This is a genomic window from Pseudovibrio sp. M1P-2-3, assembly GCF_031501865.1.
Lineage (GTDB): Bacteria > Pseudomonadota > Alphaproteobacteria > Rhizobiales > Stappiaceae > Pseudovibrio > Pseudovibrio corallicola.
In genome coordinates this window covers 4,435,850-4,454,561 of sequence record NZ_JARRCW010000001.1, presented here as the reverse complement: position 1 = coordinate 4,454,561, position 18,712 = coordinate 4,435,850, and the positions used below count along the sequence as shown (strand labels likewise).

At 50.8% G+C, this 18,712-nt stretch carries 15 protein-coding genes; 8 read left to right on the top strand and 7 right to left on the bottom strand.

From position 1 onward, the window contains the following. Nucleotides 1-13: 13 nt before the first annotated feature. Nucleotides 14-811 carry a hypothetical protein gene (locus P6574_RS19640; protein ID WP_310621898.1) on the top strand — a complete coding sequence of 266 codons (798 nt, stop codon included), beginning with the start codon at nucleotides 14-16 and terminating at the stop codon, nucleotides 809-811. A gap of 52 nt (nucleotides 812-863) precedes the next feature. On the opposite strand, the gene P6574_RS19635 is transcribed toward P6574_RS19640, so the two are convergent. The 3 genes from P6574_RS19635 to hrcA all read right to left on the bottom strand — a co-directional run bounded on the left by P6574_RS19635 (nucleotide 864) and on the right by hrcA (nucleotide 4,544). Continuing rightward, nucleotides 864-2,108 (bottom strand): serine hydrolase domain-containing protein, encoded by a 1,245-nt coding sequence (locus tag P6574_RS19635; protein WP_310621897.1) that lies wholly within the window; start codon nucleotides 2,106-2,108, stop codon nucleotides 864-866. Between the two features lie 546 nt (nucleotides 2,109-2,654). After that, nucleotides 2,655-3,461, bottom strand: coding sequence for a HesA/MoeB/ThiF family protein (locus P6574_RS19630; protein WP_310621896.1), 807 nt, complete (start codon nucleotides 3,459-3,461; stop codon nucleotides 2,655-2,657). Nucleotides 3,462-3,476: 15 nt separating this feature from the next. Beyond that, nucleotides 3,477-4,544, bottom strand: coding sequence for a heat-inducible transcriptional repressor HrcA (gene hrcA / locus P6574_RS19625; protein ID WP_310621895.1), 1,068 nt, complete (start codon nucleotides 4,542-4,544; stop codon nucleotides 3,477-3,479). Nucleotides 4,545-4,761: 217 nt separating this feature from the next. Between hrcA and rph the strand changes: the two genes are divergently transcribed. From rph to P6574_RS19600, 5 genes are all read left to right on the top strand, one after another. Then, nucleotides 4,762-5,481, top strand: coding sequence for a ribonuclease PH (rph, locus tag P6574_RS19620; RefSeq protein ID WP_310621894.1), 720 nt, complete (start codon nucleotides 4,762-4,764; stop codon nucleotides 5,479-5,481). A gap of 4 nt (nucleotides 5,482-5,485) precedes the next feature. Then, entirely contained in the window at nucleotides 5,486-6,118 is a 633-nt protein-coding gene (gene rdgB / locus P6574_RS19615; RefSeq protein WP_310621893.1) for an RdgB/HAM1 family non-canonical purine NTP pyrophosphatase, read from the top strand. Nucleotides 6,119-6,127: 9 nt separating this feature from the next. Next, complete coding sequence (hemW, locus tag P6574_RS19610) at nucleotides 6,128-7,288, top strand: radical SAM family heme chaperone HemW (RefSeq protein ID WP_310622206.1); 1,161 nt, start codon at nucleotides 6,128-6,130, stop codon at nucleotides 7,286-7,288. Between the two features lie 370 nt (nucleotides 7,289-7,658). Then, the gene (locus tag P6574_RS19605) at nucleotides 7,659-8,927 is read left to right on the top strand and encodes a polyhydroxyalkanoate depolymerase (protein ID WP_310621892.1); all 1,269 of its coding nucleotides are present in this window, start codon (nucleotides 7,659-7,661) and stop codon (nucleotides 8,925-8,927) included. A gap of 159 nt (nucleotides 8,928-9,086) precedes the next feature. After that, a complete protein-coding gene (locus P6574_RS19600) occupies nucleotides 9,087-9,827 on the top strand; it encodes a M48 family metallopeptidase (protein ID WP_310621891.1) in 741 nt (246 codons plus the stop codon). A 10-nt stretch (nucleotides 9,828-9,837) separates the two neighbouring features. Here P6574_RS19600 and P6574_RS19595 read toward each other — a convergent pair whose 3' ends face one another. The 3 genes from P6574_RS19595 to P6574_RS19585 form a co-directional block, all read right to left on the bottom strand. Beyond that, nucleotides 9,838-12,057: a transglycosylase domain-containing protein gene (locus P6574_RS19595; protein WP_310621890.1), complete on the bottom strand. Its 2,220-nt coding sequence runs from the start codon at nucleotides 12,055-12,057 to the stop codon at nucleotides 9,838-9,840. 143 nt (nucleotides 12,058-12,200) lie between these two features. Beyond that, nucleotides 12,201-13,145 (bottom strand): GNAT family N-acetyltransferase, encoded by a 945-nt coding sequence (locus P6574_RS19590; protein ID WP_405048123.1) that lies wholly within the window; start codon nucleotides 13,143-13,145, stop codon nucleotides 12,201-12,203. Between the two features lie 484 nt (nucleotides 13,146-13,629). Further along, complete coding sequence (locus tag P6574_RS19585; RefSeq protein ID WP_310621889.1) at nucleotides 13,630-14,016, bottom strand: hypothetical protein; 387 nt, start codon at nucleotides 14,014-14,016, stop codon at nucleotides 13,630-13,632. Nucleotides 14,017-14,319: 303 nt separating this feature from the next. Here P6574_RS19585 and P6574_RS19580 point away from each other — a divergent pair, with 303 nt between their 5' ends. Beyond that, nucleotides 14,320-14,607: a GIY-YIG nuclease family protein gene (locus P6574_RS19580; RefSeq protein WP_310621888.1), complete on the top strand. Its 288-nt coding sequence runs from the start codon at nucleotides 14,320-14,322 to the stop codon at nucleotides 14,605-14,607. Nucleotides 14,608-15,116: 509 nt separating this feature from the next. Here P6574_RS19580 and acnA read toward each other — a convergent pair. Then, on the bottom strand, nucleotides 15,117-17,795 hold the full coding sequence (acnA, locus tag P6574_RS19575) for an aconitate hydratase AcnA (protein WP_310621887.1): 2,679 nt from the start codon (nucleotides 17,793-17,795) through the stop codon (nucleotides 15,117-15,119). A 405-nt stretch (nucleotides 17,796-18,200) separates the two neighbouring features. Here acnA and P6574_RS19570 point away from each other — a divergent pair, with 405 nt between their 5' ends. Beyond that, a complete protein-coding gene (locus P6574_RS19570; RefSeq protein ID WP_310621886.1) occupies nucleotides 18,201-18,653 on the top strand; it encodes a cupin domain-containing protein in 453 nt (150 codons plus the stop codon). Nucleotides 18,654-18,712: the final 59 nt, after the last annotated feature.

Sequence of the window (18,712 nt, the reverse complement as noted above, 5' to 3'; positions counted from 1 at the left end):
TGGGCAGTAGAGTATGTTGTTAAATCAACCAAATAGTGGATATCAGGTAGTTTGGTCCGGTAAGGCCTTTGAACAAGATGTAACCGTACTGTTTGAGACTGAGAAAAATAGAGTGAAGTACTCAGCTTCCCAATCAGAAACGATTGATAGGGAGTGGCGGGTCAGGGAAGAGACTGCAGTCAGTGAGGGGCGTCATCTTTACAATTCAAGTATATTTCGCCTTTCTGCTTTTAATGAGGGCTCGGATGGACAGCTCGTCCTTGAGTTAGGGCTGACTGACTACCGAGAATATGTCGCTACACGTTCATCTGAGAAAGTAATTCCGCGCGCAAATCCGATTGGAACCTGCATAATTCCTGTGACAACGGATGGTTACATTCCAGTCGGGCGTCGCTCCCAGTTCGCGGAGGTCAATCCGGGAAAGTACTTTAGTTTCGGCGGTTTTTTCGATGCAGAATTGGATATATTAAGGAATAGACCCAATGTTTTTTCATGTATTCGCCGCGAAGTAAGAGAAGAATTGGGGCTCGAGTTAAACCACACTGAGATTCAACTGATTGCTATTATAAAAGACCTTGCAAATATTCATCCGGAACTGGCATTTCATGCGGAAATCGGGGTTTCGTGTGAGGAGGTTCGAGCTCTTGACTGGAGTTCTGAATTGTCTGACCTCACATTTGTACATGTTACCGACATCATGAAATTTCTTGATCGTTCCAGAGAGGAAATGACACCAACGTTCATAGGAGCCCTTCAGGTCTTTATGGCAAATTCCTCACTAGCGTATGCTGAGAAAGCAGCCACTTACTGATAAGGGAGGTGGGCGTGTTAAACGGGCAATCACCTTCGACCAAATGAGATATTCAGCTTTCTGGAGCTTCCCCAAGGTGCTTTGCGATGGCTTGCATCATGGAGATGGTTTGTAGCCGCACCCTCAGACCTTTTTCTGCTTCCGAATAGGTTGGATCGCTTGAGGTCTTAACTATGACCACCTTTCGAACCGGATTTACATAGATAAACTGTCCGTAAAGGCCAATTGCAGTGAAGTCTCCACCATCGGATTCCAGTGGCAGCCACCATTGGTATTTGTAGCCCAGCGGGGATGAGCTGTCGGGGTTATTGAAGCCCGGCTGCAGACGAGGACTGTCGGGTGTAACGGAAGCGCGGAGCCACTCTTGCGAGACAACCCTCTCTCCCTTGTGGTTAACACCGCCATCCATGACCATTTTCCCAAAGCGTATCATATCGCGCAGACGTAAGTTAAACCCTCCGTAGACCACCGGCTGTCCTTTGGTGTCCACCAGAATTTTTGCTGATCCCTCAGCCCCTAGTTTTGACCAGAGCTGCTCATTGAACCAGTCCTCATAGGCTTGTCCTGTAGCATTTCGGATAACCCAGCCTAAGACGTAGGTATCAATGGAGGCATAAAGGTTTTGAGTGCCGGGCGCCCTTTCTTTAACCACTTGTTTGGTATAATCATCCAATGACCCGGTGAGAACGGCCACGACGGATTGCACAAGGTCGGAGTCCAGATCTTTATAGTCCTCATTCCAGCGAATACCCGAGGACATTTCCAAAACATCTTTCAAGCGTGCGCCATCATAGGCGGACCCCTTTAATTCAGGAACGTATTTTACCACCTGATCTTCAACATCTTCGATCAGGCCTTTGTCTACAGCTATGCCGGTCAGTACAGATGTGATGGACTTGGAAACCGACATTTGCAATGCATTGGATTCACGGGTGTTGCCGCGCATGTAGCTTTCATAAAGCAGTTTATCGCCTTGTAAGACGGCAAACCCTGTTGTGTGTGAAGCGCTCAAGTATCCTAGTGTGGAGACAGGTTTCCCATCATACATAAATGTCTCTGGAAGTGCGATTGTGCCGAGTGCTTCTTGAAGCTTGTAGGTCTGTGTGGGGGGGGCTATGTCTTTGCTGGGGTAAGATGCGTGAAGTGTACGCATGTTGTTATCAATATTTTCTGGCGTGAAAGCTTTGGCATAGGCTTTGAGCGCTCGCAGCTTTTGAATATCCTCATGGAAATATAGGCCTGTTCCAGCTAAAATAGTTAGTATGCTGGCAGCAGTCCAACTAATCAGTTTGCGCATTGCTTTCTCCTCCCCCCACAAAGCATAGCCCACATGTCCCTTAGGAGGATAAGTGGCTAGTCTCTTCTCACAAGCCTACTTAAGATTTAGTGGGAACATATACCCTTTAAATATAAGAGTCAGTTCAAGAATAGAAGTATAGAGGAATGCTTCGAACCATAAGCTTAATCGTTGCAACGCTCATTAAAGTCTCTGTGGTTTCGGTCCATCGTTCCATATCCTTTGAAAACCGGCGATTTCAGCCTAGCCTTGCGAACATGCGTTCAACGATCCAGCGTTGCGGGATGTAACTCTTTGGAAGATGCCCGCCAGGCTTCCGCGGTCCTGAATACCCGCAGAGTGAACCTTGCTATTTAAAACAAGTCATAGGATATGGCGCTTTCGCCCTTTCACTTTCTTTCCTGCATTATAGCAAATTACGGCAGTGAAGCTTACTGGGGAATGGGGTCCATACTATTCGGGATCTCCAAGTTTTTTCAGAACACGAAAACGAATTTACCCATTCATTCAAGGATTTATTTTTGAACAGACTCTAAGGGTGGATTGCTAGTTTTCTAGCATCTGCTCCCATGTTTTTGGGTCATTCCCGTTAAGCGGGTTATTCTCATTCCATTTGTACTTTATGGTATTAAAACGCATGCTGCTTGTATCCATGAGAAGCAAACGCCCCAGTAGGCCTTCGCCAAATCCTACGATTTCTTTTATAGCTTCAAGAGCTTGCAAAGACCCAACAACGCCCGTTAAGGCCCCTAATACTCCTGCCTGTGAGCACGTTGGTAAGGTGTCAGCCTGAGGCTTTTGCGGGAACAGGCAACGATAAGTGGGGTTGGGTGTTCCCTCTTTATTCTCTTCATAGGGTTTGAGTAGGGTCAGAGAGCCATCAAACTGGCCCACGGCCCCTGTGACGAGTGGCTTCTTTGCGAAATAGCACGCATCAGAAACTAGATATCGCGTATTGAAGTTGTCGGAGCCATCAATCACAAGATCATAGTTGGAAATAAGAGCCATAGCGTTTTGGCCAGCTATGCGTGTTGGATAGGGCTCTACTTTTACATTGGGATTTAGGCGGGCGATTGCTTCAGCTGCACTGGCAACCTTTGGCTCTCCCAGTTGATCCGTATCGTGGATGATTTGGCGTTGCAGGTTAGAAAGTGAAACTGTGTCATCGTCTACAATGCCCAGCGTACCCACACCAGCGGCGGCCAGATATTGTAGAACAGGCGCACCCAGTCCACCGGCTCCGATTACGAGGACACGTGCGGCTTTGAGTTTTTGTTGTCCGGGGCCCCCCACATCACGCAGGACAATGTGGCGGGCATAACGTTCCAGTTCGGAAGGGCTGAGGGTTTGCAAAAGAGTTACTCCAAACTATCCGAGAATTCGGCTTATAAGGCGTGCAGTATAATCCACCATTGGAATAACACGGGCATAGTTTAATCGTGTCGGACCAATTACCCCCAGAACTCCGAGAATGCGCTGCTCGCTGTCTCGATATGGTGAAACCACAACCGAGGAACCAGAGAGAGAGAAGAGGTTATTTTCTGATCCGATAAAGATACGAACGCCTTCTCCTTCCTGAGACAATTCCAGAAGCTTGATGAGTTCACTTTTGTTCTCAAAATCATCAAATAGAAGTCGAATACGCTCTAAATCGTCTTCTGCGCCAACATTTTGAAGCAAGTTAGAGCGGCCCCGTACGATGAGGCTCCGTTTATGTGATTGCTCCCCACTCCACAAAGCAATGCCTTGTTCCACCAGTTTTGAGGAGAGTTTATCAAGCTCAGCTTTGTTGTCCTTTTGTTGCTTTTCCAGTTCCGCCTTGGCTTCTGTAAGGGTTTTACTGCGAATAACCGAGGTTAGGTAATTTCCGGCTTCAACGAGAGCTGACTGGGGAAGGCCGGGGGGAAGGTCTATAACCCTGTTTTCAACGGAACCATCCTCACTTACAAGAACAACAAGGGCTTTTAGGGGTTCAATACGGACGAACTCAACATGGCGCAGAGTGACATCCTGCTTTGTTGCAAGAACAACGCCAGCTCCCTGACTCAAGCCGGAAAGCATTTGGCTTGCTTCAGTCAGGACGTTTTCAAAGGATGTTTCACGTTCTGATGCCTTGATTTGGACGGCAATCTGCTCTCGCTCTTCCTTTGTCAGGTCACCAATTTCCAACAGGCCATCCACGAAAAGCCGCAGGCCTGTTTCTGTGGGGAGCCTACCTGCGCTTGTATGAGGCGAGTATAAAAGCCCCATATTCTCCAGATCGGACATCACATTGCGAATGGAAGCCGGTGAAAGCGGCGCAGAAAGGCCACTGGCCAGAGATTTCGAGCCGAGAGGGTCTCCGGTTATCAAATAATTTTCGACGATTCTGCGGAAAATTTCCCGAGAACGCTCGTTGAGATTTTTGACGGGAGCGGAAGGTGGGCCACTGGTCACGCTCTATGAATTCCTTATTTGGGAGCAACTTATAGGTAGATTAATCTGAACGACAACATTTTTGCAATTCCATCAAGGTGATTGAATCTCCTATTAAACAAGGGGCAACTAGTAAAAAATTGGATCGAGCCTTTGCGTCTGTGGTGTTACATGTCTAAAAGGCATTAAGATTTTCCTGTGTTTGTACCTTTGCCAAGCCAATTTATGGAGAAAGACTTTGAAACGTCCATCCAAGCGTGCACCTGAAGAAACGCGGCCAGTTACCCTTGAACGTGGTGTGACCAAGCATGCTGAAGGCTCCTGCCTTGTAAAATTTGGTGATACCCATGTGCTTTGCACTGCCAGCCTTGAAGAGCGTGTTCCGCCTTGGCTGCGTGGACAAAACCGTGGTTGGGTGACCGCCGAATATGGCATGTTGCCCCGCTCGACCCACGACCGTATGCGCCGTGAAGCTTCTTCTGGCAAACAGTCTGGCCGCACGCTGGAAATCCAGCGCCTTATTGCCCGCTCGCTGCGTGCAGTTGTGGACCTGAAAGCCCTTGGAGAGCGTCAGATTACTGTTGATTGTGATGTGATTCAGGCGGATGGCGGTACGCGTACAGCCTCTATCACTGGAGCTTGGGTTGCACTGCACGACTGTCTCAAGTGGATGGAAGCGCGTGATATGATTAAGACTGACGAAGTCTTGAAAGATCATGTTGCTGCGATCTCCTGCGGTATCTATGAGGGTGAAGCTGTTGCTGATCTGGACTATGACGAAGATTCATCTGCTGATACGGATGCAAACTTCGTGATGACTGGAAAAGGCGGTCTGGTTGAAGTTCAGGGTACTGCCGAAGGTGAGCCTTTCTCCGAGGAAGAATTCCTGAAGTTGATGGGCCTTGCGAAAAACAGCATTTCCAAGCTTGTGGAACTGCAGAAGCTGACAGTTCTTTAGGAGTTTGACTGTGTCCCATAGAAAGTTGGAGCCTTGCCGCCTTGTTTTGGCGACCCATAACAAGGGCAAGCTGAAAGAGATACAGGACCTTCTGGCGCCTATGGGCTTTGAAGTCATCTCTGCTGGAGGTCTTGGCTTGCCGGAGCCTGTTGAAGATGGGGATACGTTCGAAGCCAATGCTGCCATCAAGGCATTGGCTGCTGCGCGTGCTGCCAATTTGCCTGCTCTTGCTGATGATAGCGGCTTTTGCGTGAAGGCCCTTGATGGTGATCCGGGGATCTTTTCTGCGCGCTGGGCGGGGCCTGAAAAGGATTTTGCCGTGGCTATGCAGTCTGTTGAAGACAAGCTGCAGGAAAAAGGCGCTCAAACTCCAGAACAGCGCGGAGGCCATTTTGTGGCGGTGCTGTGCTTGGCATGGCCTGATGGGCATACCCAGCACTACCGCGGCGAAGTTCATGGTGAAGTCGTCTGGCCACCTCGTGGTTTGGAAGGCTTTGGCTATGATCCCGTGTTCCAACCCGAGGGCTTTGACCGGACATTCGGCGAAATGACCAAGGAAGAAAAGAAGGGCATTGGCGAAAGCTTGTCTCATAGGGCGCGAGCGTTTGACCTGTTTAAAGCTGCGATATCTAGTTAAGGCTTGATGATGGTAACTGAACCGGATGGTGGCTTTGGAATTTATGTGCACTGGCCTTTTTGCTTGGCTAAATGCCCTTATTGCGACTTTAATTCCCATGTGCGCCATCGTCCTGTTCAGCAGAGCGACTATGCAAATGCGCTTGTTCAGGAACTGAAACATTTTGCCCAGCTAACGCGTGGGCGAACAGTTGGGTCTATCTTCTTTGGTGGTGGCACGCCTTCATTAATGGAACCTGATACTGTCGAAACGGTTCTTGAAGCCATTTCCAAAGAATGGTCCGTGGCAACTGATGTCGAAATTTCCATGGAGGCAAATCCTACAAGTGTGGAGGCCACGCGCTTTGCAGGTTACCGCGCTGCTGGTGTGAACCGGCTTTCCGTTGGCATTCAGGCTTTGAACGATAAAGACCTGAAAGTATTAGGACGACAGCACACTGTTTCGGAGGCGATACAAGCTGTCGAGATTGCTCGCAAGACCTTCTCCAGAATCTCGTTTGATCTGATTTATGCGCGGCCAGAGCAGACACTGCAAGGTTGGCAGGATGAAATCAACCTTGCTATAGACCTCGCTGCAGACCACCTTTCAATGTACCAGCTGACCATAGAGGAGGGGACAATGTTTCATCGCCTCTACGCTGCCGGAAAAATGAAAGAGCTGGATGCGGATACTTCAGCCGACCTGTATGAGCTGACGCAGGAAATAACAGCACAGCGGGGACTTCCCGCCTATGAAGTTTCAAACCACGCTGTACCGGGTGCGGAATGTAAGCATAATCTGGTCTATTGGCGTTATGGCGACTATGTGGGCGTGGGGCCGGGTGCTCACGGGCGGATCACGAAGTCCGACGGGGTTAAACTGGCTACATCCATGGAAAAGCACCCTGAGCAATGGATGAAAGCCGTTGAAACCAGTGGCACTGGTCTCATTGAAGAGACTGTCTTAACTCACGTAGAGCAAAGCGATGAACTGGCGCTCATGGGACTGCGGCTTGTTGAAGGGTTGGATGTGAGACGCTATGAGGAGCTTGCCCGCCGCTCCTTCAATATGGAAAGACTTTGTGAGTTACAAGCAAACGGCCTCATAGAGTGGATGAGTAACTCTCATATTAGAGCAACTGCCCATGGACGGGCATTACTTAACTACGTCATCGCGGAGATGGTTTCTTAAGATTATCCTAAGTGGCCTTTCTCTTGTCTTAAAATTGTTGATTCTCAGGGTACTAGATTTTGGAGTATTTCGCCTAGGGGAACTTCAATTGAAATGTTACGTAGCGTAATATTGTAAAATTCTAATTTTGCTTATAGTTTTACCATGTAATTTTTGCACTGCACCATTTAAGTGTATTTGATCATGGGTCGGTATATTGCAATGAAATTGGCGATATATACAAAATGTTGATGGTTAGTATTTAGTTCTCTTAGAATTTTATTGAATAATCCTATTCAATTTATTAATATTGTTGCGATGCAGCAGGATCGTCCTATGGATTTTGTTGTTGCAGACGTAGAAGAAAAACAACTCTTTGGAGGGCGATCAGGTGCTCTATTATCAGTTCTATGAGCTTAACCATGCTGCGATGACGCCCGTTAGAGCTGCGGCTGATGCTACCAAACTTATGTTTCAAAACCCTTTGAACCCCGCAACGCATACCTACTGGGGAAAGAACATTGCCGCCTCCTGCGAGTTGCTGGAACGAGTGACGCGCCGCTACGGGAAACCTGAATTTGGTTTGGCAACAACGCTGGTAGCTGGCGAACGAGTGGATGTTGAAGAAGAAGTTGTCTGGGAGCGACCCTTTTGTAACCTGCTCCATTTTAACCGGAAAGTTGATAGCCGCCGTAAGAAAGATCCTAAACTGCTGATCGTGGCACCTATGTCCGGTCATTTTGCAACACTGCTGCGCGGAACGGTTGAAGCCTTGCTGCCTGAGTTGGATATTTATATCACCGACTGGGTGGATGCCCGTCAGGTCCCTGTAACCGATGGGCCTTTCGGTTTGGATGATTATATTGATTATACAATCGATATGCTTCACCACCTTGGCAAGGATGCCCATGTACTGGCGGTTTGCCAGCCATCTGTTCCTGTGATGGCGGCTGTTGCGCGCATGGAAGAGGAAAAAGATCCTTTTGCTCCATGTACAATGACGCTTATGGGCGGGCCAATTGATACACGAAAAGCCCCAACCGCTGTGAATGATCTGGCCGTGGAGAACGGAATTGACTGGTTCAAACGCAATGTCATTATGGATGTTCCGTTTCCCCATAAAGGGATTACACGAGAAGTGTATCCCGGGTTCTTGCAGCTTTCCGGTTTTATGAGCATGAATCTGGATCGGCACATGGTGGCCCACCGTGACTTCTTCCAGCATTTGATTGAAGGGGATGGTGACGGGGCAGATAAGCACCGTGAGTTCTATGATGAGTATCTGGCTGTTATGGATTTGGCAGCCGAGTTTTATCTTGAAACGGTAGAAGCTGTTTTCATTGAACATTCCTTGCCAAAAGGCGAGCTCCGCCATTATGATAAGCTTGTGGACCCCTCCAAGATTACAAGAACGGCCTTGTTCACGGTTGAAGGTGAAAAGGACGATATCTCCGGTATCGGGCAAACCAAGGCTGCGCATACAATAACACCCAACGTGCCGGAACATAAGCGGGCCCACTATGAACAACCCGGTGTTGGTCACTACGGTGTCTTTAATGGATCTCGTTACCGAGCCGAAATTGCCCCTCGAATTGTTGATTTTATTCGCTCCCATCCAAAACTGGATACAGAATCTAAACGTCAAAAAGTCGGTGCGTAAGACGTGCAATTGAAATTGTAGTCTACCGTGATCGATATTATTTTAAGGCCCCCTTCTAAAGGGGGCTTTTATGGCAAAGAGGCGGTATTACTGCCGTGGCAATGCCATTGATATTTGTGATTTCCCTATTGTTCTCCTTTGATCTCCAGCAGGTTATTTTTGACAGGAAATTTAAAAAGTGACGGGCTGTCCAGTGAAGTCATCTGCCTTTCAGGCGATGGTCGGGACGTTCATGTAAAGCTGAAACATAACATCCGCGCAAAGCGGTACATTCTACGTGTTCCGGTGGATGGAGACCTGCCGGTTTTGACAGTTCCCAAAGGCGGAACAGTTAAGACTGCTCAACAGTTTGCACAGCGACAGTACATGTGGTTGCTCCAAAAACTGGAGAGGACTGCAGAGCGGATTCCTTTTGATGAAAATGCGCTGATACCCCTTCGCGGGCTTGCACACACCATTCGATATTCTGGCAACCTTAGAGGCTTAAGTCGGTCCTTCATAGATGAAGGGGAGAAAGCGGTTATCTCCATATCGGGTGCGCCAGAAAGTATCCAGCGCAAGACACTGGAATTTTTAAAAAAACAGGCATCAGCAGACCTTCAAGTTGCGGTTTTGAAGCACTGTGCATCGCTGCAGCTCTCTTACAAATCTATTAGCCTCAAAGATACTAAATCCCGCTGGGGGTCTTGTTCGTCAGATGGGCGTCTGTCATTTTCCTGGCGTTTGATTTTGGCTCCTCCGTTTGTGCTGGATTATGTTGCTGCACATGAAGTCGCTCACTTGGTTAAAATGGATCACTCACCAGAGTTCTGGCATGTCTGTGAGAAGCTCGCCCCTCAAACGCCTGAGGCGAAACAATGGCTGCGCCAAAATGGAGCGAAGCTTCACCTCTACGGGTAGGCTAAGCGTATCACTGTGAATTGGGGGGGAGAATAACTGCCTGTGTGTCGCGTTGTGACGGTTTCTGCATACTTGCCATTTGGCTGGTAGGAGCTGGTGTAGGTGCAGGAGTTTCTGGCGGCTTTTTATTCAGGACAAGCGGAACCCCCGGCAACAGCGAGACGGGGGTATTCTTAAGCGCCTTTGTCATCATACGTTGCCAGATTATTGCGGGCAATCCGCTTCCACTCACTTCGTTTGTTGGTGAATTGTTGTCGTTTCCAACCCAAACCGCTGTAGTTAAAGACCCGGTAAAGCCAATGAACCACGCATCGCGAAAGTTCTGGCTAGTTCCTGTTTTACCGGCAACTGGGCGCCCTTTGAGGCGCGCCTTTTTACCAGTGCCAAAAGCGACTGTGTGGGCCAGCATGCCATTTATTTCACTGAGTTTGTCGCCACGTATAACTCTACCCGGGCCACTTCCCTTTCGAGAGTAAACCACTTGCCCCGAGTGCGTTTGAATACGGCGGACCACATGGGGAACGACGCCAAAGCCTCCATTGGCAAAAGGCACATAAGCCGTTGCAATTTCTAGCGGCGTCACTTCCGACGTACCAAGTGCTATGGAAGGGTTGGCCTTTAAGGGCGATGTTATTCCCAGCCTGCGTGCGGTTTTAACAACGCGGGTGGGGCCGACTTCGTGAGCCAGACTTGCTGCAACCGTATTGATGGACTCTGACAGGGCTTGGGTGAGGGTTATCGAGCCGTAGTATCGTTTCGTATAGTTTTTCGGGCGCCAGCCGTTGATGGATATGGGTTTGTCTTGCCGAACTGTTTCCGGCTGCATGCCGCGCTCCAGTGCGGTGAGGAATACAAATGGTTTGAATGCTGATCCAGGTTGGCGGCGTGCATAAACAGCGCGGTTGAACTGGCTTTGTGTGTAGTTTACACCGCCGACCATTGCGCGAATTGCTCCCACATTGTTCAAGGTTACAATAGCTCCTTGCTGAACGCGCAATTTTCTCCGGTTGGCTTTGATGGTTCCAAATAGTTCCGCCTCTGCTGCCTTTTGCATATTAATATCGATTGTTGTGTGAACGATGATATCTTCGTTTATGCGTCCCACATAGCTGGGTAGAAGCTCCATGACGTAATCTGCAACATAATTCTCGCTTCCCCGATTGAAGCGCTGAGCTACCTTGGCTGGGGAGATAAAGGCGTCTTTTGCTTCTGCCGCGTTAATATACCCTTGTTCGTGCAGAGCGGCGATAACTAAGTGAGAACGACTTTCGGCAAGTCCCGGGTTGCGCGTTGGTGCATAGCGGGAAGGGGCCTTTAACAGCCCCGCAATTGTGGAGGCTTCCGCAATGGAAAGGAGCCGCGCCGACTTGCTGAAATAGCGTCGGGAAGCTGCATCAATCCCGTAGGCACCTGCACCTAGATAAACACGGTTGAGGTACATCTCCAGAATTTCGTCCTTGGTGTAGTTGGTCTCCAACCATAGGGACATCACCACTTCCTGCATTTTGCGCTGAATGGTCCGCTCCGGATTTAAGAAGAGGTTCTTTGCAAGCTGCTGGGTGATTGTGGAGCCGCCTTGTACGGTCCGTTTGCTGGTGTAGTTGATGAATAGGGCACGGGCTAAACCAATAGGATCGATTCCGAAATGATATCTGAAACGCTTGTCTTCGATAGCGATAACAGCATTTGGAACATAGCTGGGCAATTGTTCCAAACGTACTGCCTCGCCGCCCGTGTCTCCTCTGTTTGCGATCAAAGTTCCATTGGAGGCCAGAATGCGAACATTGGGGGGCCTTTGTGGAACTGCCCACTCTGATGCGGGGGGCAGATGGGCTGCATAATACACCAGCAGGCCACTGACGAAGATAAATGCCCAAATACCGAGAACGAGGGACCAATAGGCTGCGAACCTGAATATACGCCATAACCAGCTTGGGCGCTGTGCGTTTGCGCCCTTTTTACCTTTGATAGCGGCATCAAGGGCCTTGAGTGTTTGCTTTTTAGCGGCGCGAGACGGCTTTGGTTTGGATTTGTTTACGGGTTTTGCCCGTTTCTTTTGTTGCTGCTGTTGCGGCGGTGAAGAGCGGGGTTTGCGCTGTTGTGCTTGTGAACGGCTTTCGGATTGCTGGGTTGCCGCAGCCTTTTTTTTAGGCGTGCTTGCCCGCTTCGGCGTGGCCTCCTCTTTAAACGTGGGTTCTATTCTACGTTGGCCGGGACGGCGGGGAGCCATAGTTAAATTTAACCTCAAAACAATTCATTAACGCGCAATTTACCCTAGATAAATGAGCTTAAGGCTCGGTTAAACAAAATCTAAAAATACTCAATGTCTAAATTGAGTAGTGCGCATAAAATTGCAGCCTGAGGTGGTTAAGTTCAACTTGCGTAGCGTTGTGCCCGATCGCCATAGTAATTGAGATGACGTTGATTAAGCCGGGATACGGGCATGATGATGAGCACATCGGTTGTTCCGAACTGATGATCCACCACGGCTCCGCTGCCAATGCTGGCACCAAGGCGCAGGTAACCCTTTATGAGGGGTGGAAGGGCGCGAAGGGCCGTTTTGGGGTTTATCTCGTCCTTGGGCAGAAGGTTCATTTCCTCATAATATTCTGGTAGGGCGGAGACTTTCCATTCATCATCGGGCTGGCAATAGTGGTGCAGGAAGGAAAGCTGTTCTTTGAGCCGTTGGGGATCTGTTCCCTCAATCGAGGCGCAGCCAATCATGACATCCACGTTGTTCATCAGCACATATGACCAGATGCCGTGCCAAAGCAGTTCGAGGGTTCGCTTGTTGCGATAGGGTTTTATCACACAGGAACGGCCAAGTTCCATGAACCGCAGGTTGGCGTGTCTGTCTATCAGGGGCTGAATATCATATTCGCCAGCGGTATAGAAGCCGCCGTTCAGCTCGGCCACATCCTGTTGCAGCAGCCGGTAGGTGCCAACGATTTCCGGCTGGGCTTTGGAAAAGGGTCTGGATTTGACCAGATGATCATTATCAACAACGATCAAGTGGTCGCATAGAGGGTCAAACTCGTCCTGATCCCTGCGGGTGAACTGGGTATGGGAATCCGCAATAGCCGACATTTCCTCATAAAACACACGGTAGCGCAATTTTTGGGCCTGTCTCAGCTTTTTCAGGTTGTGGGTGAGAAAAACCTCAAGGGACCCCACGTGCCCGAGCGTCATATCGTCCTCAGAAAGCCATTTTTGGCGAAGCGGAAAGGGGGCCCATTTGGCTGACTGTAAAGATTGGGGTTTGAAAGTTGATAGCTTTCTAACAAGACTGCTGGGAGATATTCGGCTTGTTTTTGTCATTCTTGAGTTCGCCTCATCCTCTTCTTTCCTAACCCTTTTAAAACATAGGGTTACCACTGATTGGACGCAATAGTGAGTGGCCGTTAATTCTTAAACATGGTTACACTGCAAATGTGTGACACTGTCTTGAAAGGCAGAATTCCGCCAATTTTAGTATAATTTCGTTTAAGAATAGGTGAGCCTAAGGCAATCAGTCTAATTGAAACAGGACAAGTTGATATTATAGTTATAATTTAGTTATTCCTGTGGCTTTTATCATTGTAAGCGTTTGTTGTACTTGAGCTTTGTTTCTACTGACGTGACTTCGCAGGTTTATGCCTCCGGAGTTTTTGGGAGCTTAAGTTGCGCGGGTCAAATCTATTATGATTCTATTTGTTAGCATTGAAAAATAGCGGCTGGTTTTTGCATAACGATATGCGCGGGTCACAATATGCCGGCTAATGGGTTAAAGCCGTGGAGAGCCTTTATTGTAACGAAAACCGCTTTAACGCGCTATGTTGGAACTGGGGAAGAAACCGCCTGTAGCACCGCATGGAGGCCATGCAGTGGGAACGTGGGTCTCGCGGAAAACGAGAGTGGCAAGGTGAGCAGGCCAAGCCTGCGCGGTTGCTATGAGTGAAGTGGCTTGGTCTTCCACCTTGCCCGGGCTTTTTTGGCGGCGAACGTATCTATTCTTTGGATAGGCGCGATAAGACAGTTTCCTGTCACCACTGTACGCCACCCAAGCTGATACATGCCTTCCGGGAACCTGTGGCCTCACCCCGGAAAGGACCCGCTTGCCGAACCCTCCGGAAAGATGCGTTACCTCTCCCCGTTGGCTCCACCCGGCCCATAACTGAGCGACGGACGGTCCGCCACTGCTCGTCTTCATGGGCACGAGGAGAATGATAGGCGAGAGACGCGGGAGGGGGATAAGATTTTTGGAGCGTAGGCCATCCCTTCGGCTTTCATCTTGCGCTTGATACGGTATCCAGAGTGTCCTCTCTGGTGTTTGCGAGTGTAGCACTGGATCCCGGCTCGGGGGCCGGGATGACAGCAGTGCTTAGTGCTGGGCCTAACCCCACCCGATGGCGTCATCCTCGACTTGATCGGGGATCCACTAGAATCCGCAATCAAAACAAACTGGGCAAATTATACCAGTTGCCGCTTTCCTTGCTCCTCCGCACAGTAGGTCATGCCATTTTACGTTTACATCCTAGCAAGCAAGCGCAACGGTACCCTCTACACTGGTGTGACGAATAATCTGGCTCGCCGCGTTTTTGAACATAAAACGCAGCAAGGGAGCCGGTTCACCAGCCAATATAATGTGTCGCGACTGGTTTATTTTGAGGAATTCCAGAGGGGTACTGATGCCATAGCCCATGAAAAACGGCTGAAACGCTGGCGTCGGCCTTGGAAGATTGAGGCGATCGAGCGGGGAAATCCAAACTGGGATGACCTACTCCCACCCATAAACTCGTGAGTACTTTGAAGGGCCGCAACCGTCATCCCCGACTTGATCGGGGATCCATACGATCAGCCCTACCGCTGTGCATTGTGGCGCTGGATCCCGGCTCGGTGGCCGGGATGACCTCGGAGTTTTAGGCTGGGCCTCGCACCACCCGCAGCCGTCATTCCTGACTTGATCAGGGATCCATACGATCAGCTCTACCACTGTGCGCTGTGGTGCTGGATCCCGGCTCGGTGGCCGGGGTGACCCGCGGAGTTTGAGGCTGGGCCTCGCACCGCCCTTAACCGTCATCCCCGACTTGATCGGGGATCCATACTGTCTGCTTTTACGGTTGTGCATTGTGGTGCTGGATCCTGGCTCGGGGGCCGGGATGATGGCGGAGTTTGAGGCTGGGCCTCGCACCACCCGCAGCCGTCATCCCTGACTTGATCAGGGATCCAGAGAGCATAAGCTGCTATAAACATATAAAAACAGGCCCCGTAGGGCCCGCCTTTTTCTTATTAATCCCAGTCAGCTAGCTCCTAGCTATTCACCAAATTCCGCAGCACGTACTGCAGGATGCCGCCGGCTTTGATGTATTCCAGTTCGTCTTCCGTATCGATGCGGCAGAGGAGTTCGATGATTTTTTGGGTACCATCTGCGTAGGTCACTTCGATGTCTACCATCTGGCGTGGTTTCAGGTCGGCGACGCCGGTGATGGTGACGTGTTCGGTGCCCTCGATGTTGTGGGATTGCCAGCTTTCGCCTTCTTTGAAGGTGAAGGGCAGCACGCCCATGCCCACGAGGTTGGAGCGGTGGATGCGCTCGAAGGATTGGGCGATGACGGCGCGAACGCCCAGCAGTTTGGTGCCTTTTGCGGCCCAGTCGCGCGACGAGCCGGTGCCGTATTCCTTGCCAGCGAAGACGACCAGCGGCGTGCCTGCGGCCTTGTATTCCATGCAGGCATCATAAATCCATTCCTGCTTGCCGTCTTTCATGGTGACGCCGCCTTCCACGCCCGGCACCATTTGGTTTTTGATGCGGATGTTGGCGAAGGTGCCGCGCATCATGACCTCGTGGTTGCCACGGCGCGAGCCGAAGGAGTTGAAGTCTTTTGGCGAGACCTGATGCTGCTCCAGATATGTACCGGCCGGTGAATTTGCCTTGATGGCACCAGCGGGTGAGATATGGTCGGTGGTGATGCTGTCGAGGAACAGGCCCATGACTGCGGCACCGTTAATGTCTGTGAGCGGCTGCGGTTCCATGGTTATGCCGTCAAAGTAAGGCGGGTTCTGAACATAGGTGGAGGCTGCGGGCCAGCCGTATGTCATGCCGCCTTCAACCTTGATGGACTGCCAGTGCTCGTCGCCCTTGAACACATCGCCGTAACGCTCCTCAAACATCTCCTGTGTGATAGACGAGCGGATGAGATCGGCAATCTCGGTGGAGGTGGGCCAGATGTCTTTCAGATAGACGGGCTTGCCGTCCTTGTCTTCGCCCAGCGCGTCGGTGGCCACATTGATGTTGAGCGAGCCCGCGATGGCATAGGCCACCACCAGCGGCGGCGAGGCCAGATAGTTGGCGCGCACATCCGGATTCACACGGCCCTCGAAGTTGCGGTTGCCGGACAGGACCGAGCAGGCCACCAGATCGTTCTCGTTAATGGCTTTGGAGATCTCCTCGGGCAGCGGGCCGGAGTTGCCGATGCAGGTGGTGCAGCCGTAGCCGGTGAGGTTGAAGCCAAGGGCGTCCAGATCACTCTGCACTCCTGCTTTTTCAAGGTAATCGGTGACCACCTGCGAACCGGGGGCCAGCGACGTTTTCACCCAAGGCTTAACGGTGAGGCCCTTTTCCAGCGCCTTGCGGGCCACCAGCCCCGCGCCGATGAGGACGGAGGGGTTGGAGGTGTTGGTGCACGAGGTGATGGCGGCAATGACAACATCGCCGTTTCTAAGGTCGTGGTCGCGCCCTTTAACCGGTACGCGCTTGGCCTCTTCACCAGCCTTTTTGAACTCATCTGCCATGGTTTGGGCAAAGCCTGTGGCGGCATCCTTCAAGGAAATGCGATCTTGCGGGCGTTTTGGACCGGCGATGGAAGGCACAACGGTGGAGATGTCCAGTTCCAGCGTGTCGGTGAAGATCGGATCCGTGCCGCCGCTGGTCCGGAACATGCCCTGCGCTTTGGAATAGGCTTCCACCAAGGCAATGCGCTCTGCCGCACGCCCTGTGGCTTTGAGGTAGCCCAGCGTGTCATTGTCGACAGGGAAGAAGCCGCAGGTGGCGCCGTATTCGGGGGCCATGTTGGCAATGGTGGCTTCATCTTCCAGCGACAGACTATCAAGGCCCGGACCAAAGAACTCAACGAACTTGCCAACAACGCCCTTCTTGCGCAGCATTTCAACGACGGTGAGAACAAGGTCGGTGGCGGTGATGCCCTCGTTCAGCTCTCCTGTCATTTTGAAGCCGATCACTTCTGGGATAAGCATGGAGATAGGCTGGCCCAGCATGGCCGCTTCTGCCTCGATGCCGCCAACACCCCAGCCAAGCACCGCAAGGCCGTTGACCATTGTGGTGTGGCTATCGGTGCCAACCAGTGTGTCAGGATAGGCAAGGGTTTCGCCGTTCTCTTCCTTCGTCCACACGGTTTGAGCCAGATACTCAAGGTTCACCTGATGGCAGATGCCCGTTCCTGGAGGGACAGCGCGGAAATTGTCAAAGGCAGATTGGCCCCAGCGCAGGAATTCGTAGCGCTCTTGGTTGCGCTCGTATTCTCTTTCAACATTGAGGGCAAAGGCGGAGGCAGTGCCGAAATAGTCCACCATCACAGAGTGGTCGATCACAAGGTCGACGGGAACCTGCGGGTTCACCTTTTTCGGATCGCCCCCCAGCTTCACAGCCGCATCGCGCATGGCAGCAAGATCCACAACAGCGGGAACGCCGGTGAAATCCTGCATCAAGACGCGGGCAGGGCGGTAGGAAATTTCGTGGGTTGAGGTGCGCGAGGTCAACCATTGGGCAACAGCGGTGATGTCGTCTTTGGTAACCGAGCGGCCATCTTCAAAGCGCAGCAGGTTCTCAAGAACAACTTTTAAAGAATTGGGAAGTTTGGAAACGCCGTCCAGACCGTTCTTTTCAGCGTCGGGAATAGAGAAATAGGTATAGCTTTTGTCGCCGACTTGAAGGGTCTTCTTGGCGCCGAAGCTGTCGAGTGAAGTTGACATGGCTAGCGGTCTCCTATTGCCTTTGAGTTTGCTTGCCCGCCGGTGTGTCACCCCGCCGTAATTGGCAAGGGAAGACGTGGCAAGCAGCTCTACAGGTTCCTTAGCACTGGGCACGCATGGCTTAAGCAGGCATCTTGTCTCGTGAGAGAGACATCAGATGCTCTGCTTTAAGTGTGTGTCTTTATAGCGTTTTTTATATGGCTAATCCAGCAAGTAGCCCCTAAGGTAACTGATAGAATAATGGGTTCACTATGATTTTCCCGAGGTGCATTTTATCGGAAATACGAATCTCTAGTTTAGTATACATATGTATACAATTATGTCGAGGAGGAAATTTAGAGAGTTTCTAATTTTTGTAGGCTAGCGTCCAGTCAGATGTTTTGGCAAGAAAGACTGGAGCCTGAAATGAAAACGCATTTGCTGCCTGTAGGGTTGGGAGCTGCCTTGATGCTCGCCGTGTCTGCTACCCAAATCAGCGCACACGAAAATGACCTTTATGGCAAGACGACGATTCTGCTGGATAAAGCAACAAAAAACAATATCGGCCAGCCTTTGGCGTATCGCAGTGATTTTCCTGCCGCAATCACATCCATGATCGTTCCCTTGGAACCGGGGCAAAAGATTAGAAAGCATCTCCATGTGGTTCCTGTGTATGCCTACGTTCTGGAAGGCGAGATCACGCTCACGTACGAGGGAGACAAGACACGGACCTATAAACAGGGAGAGGCTTTCCTTGAAGCAACGAATACATGGCACTACGGTGTGAACAACGGCAAGGAGCCAGCGCGTATTCTTGCGGTGTTTCTCGGCGCCGAAGGCTTGCCCAATGCGATTCCCCAGCCGGAAAGTGGCCAGTAGCCAACCTTATATACGGTATTTGACCCGAAACGGGCCAAGTGTATCTCCAGACTTCCGGC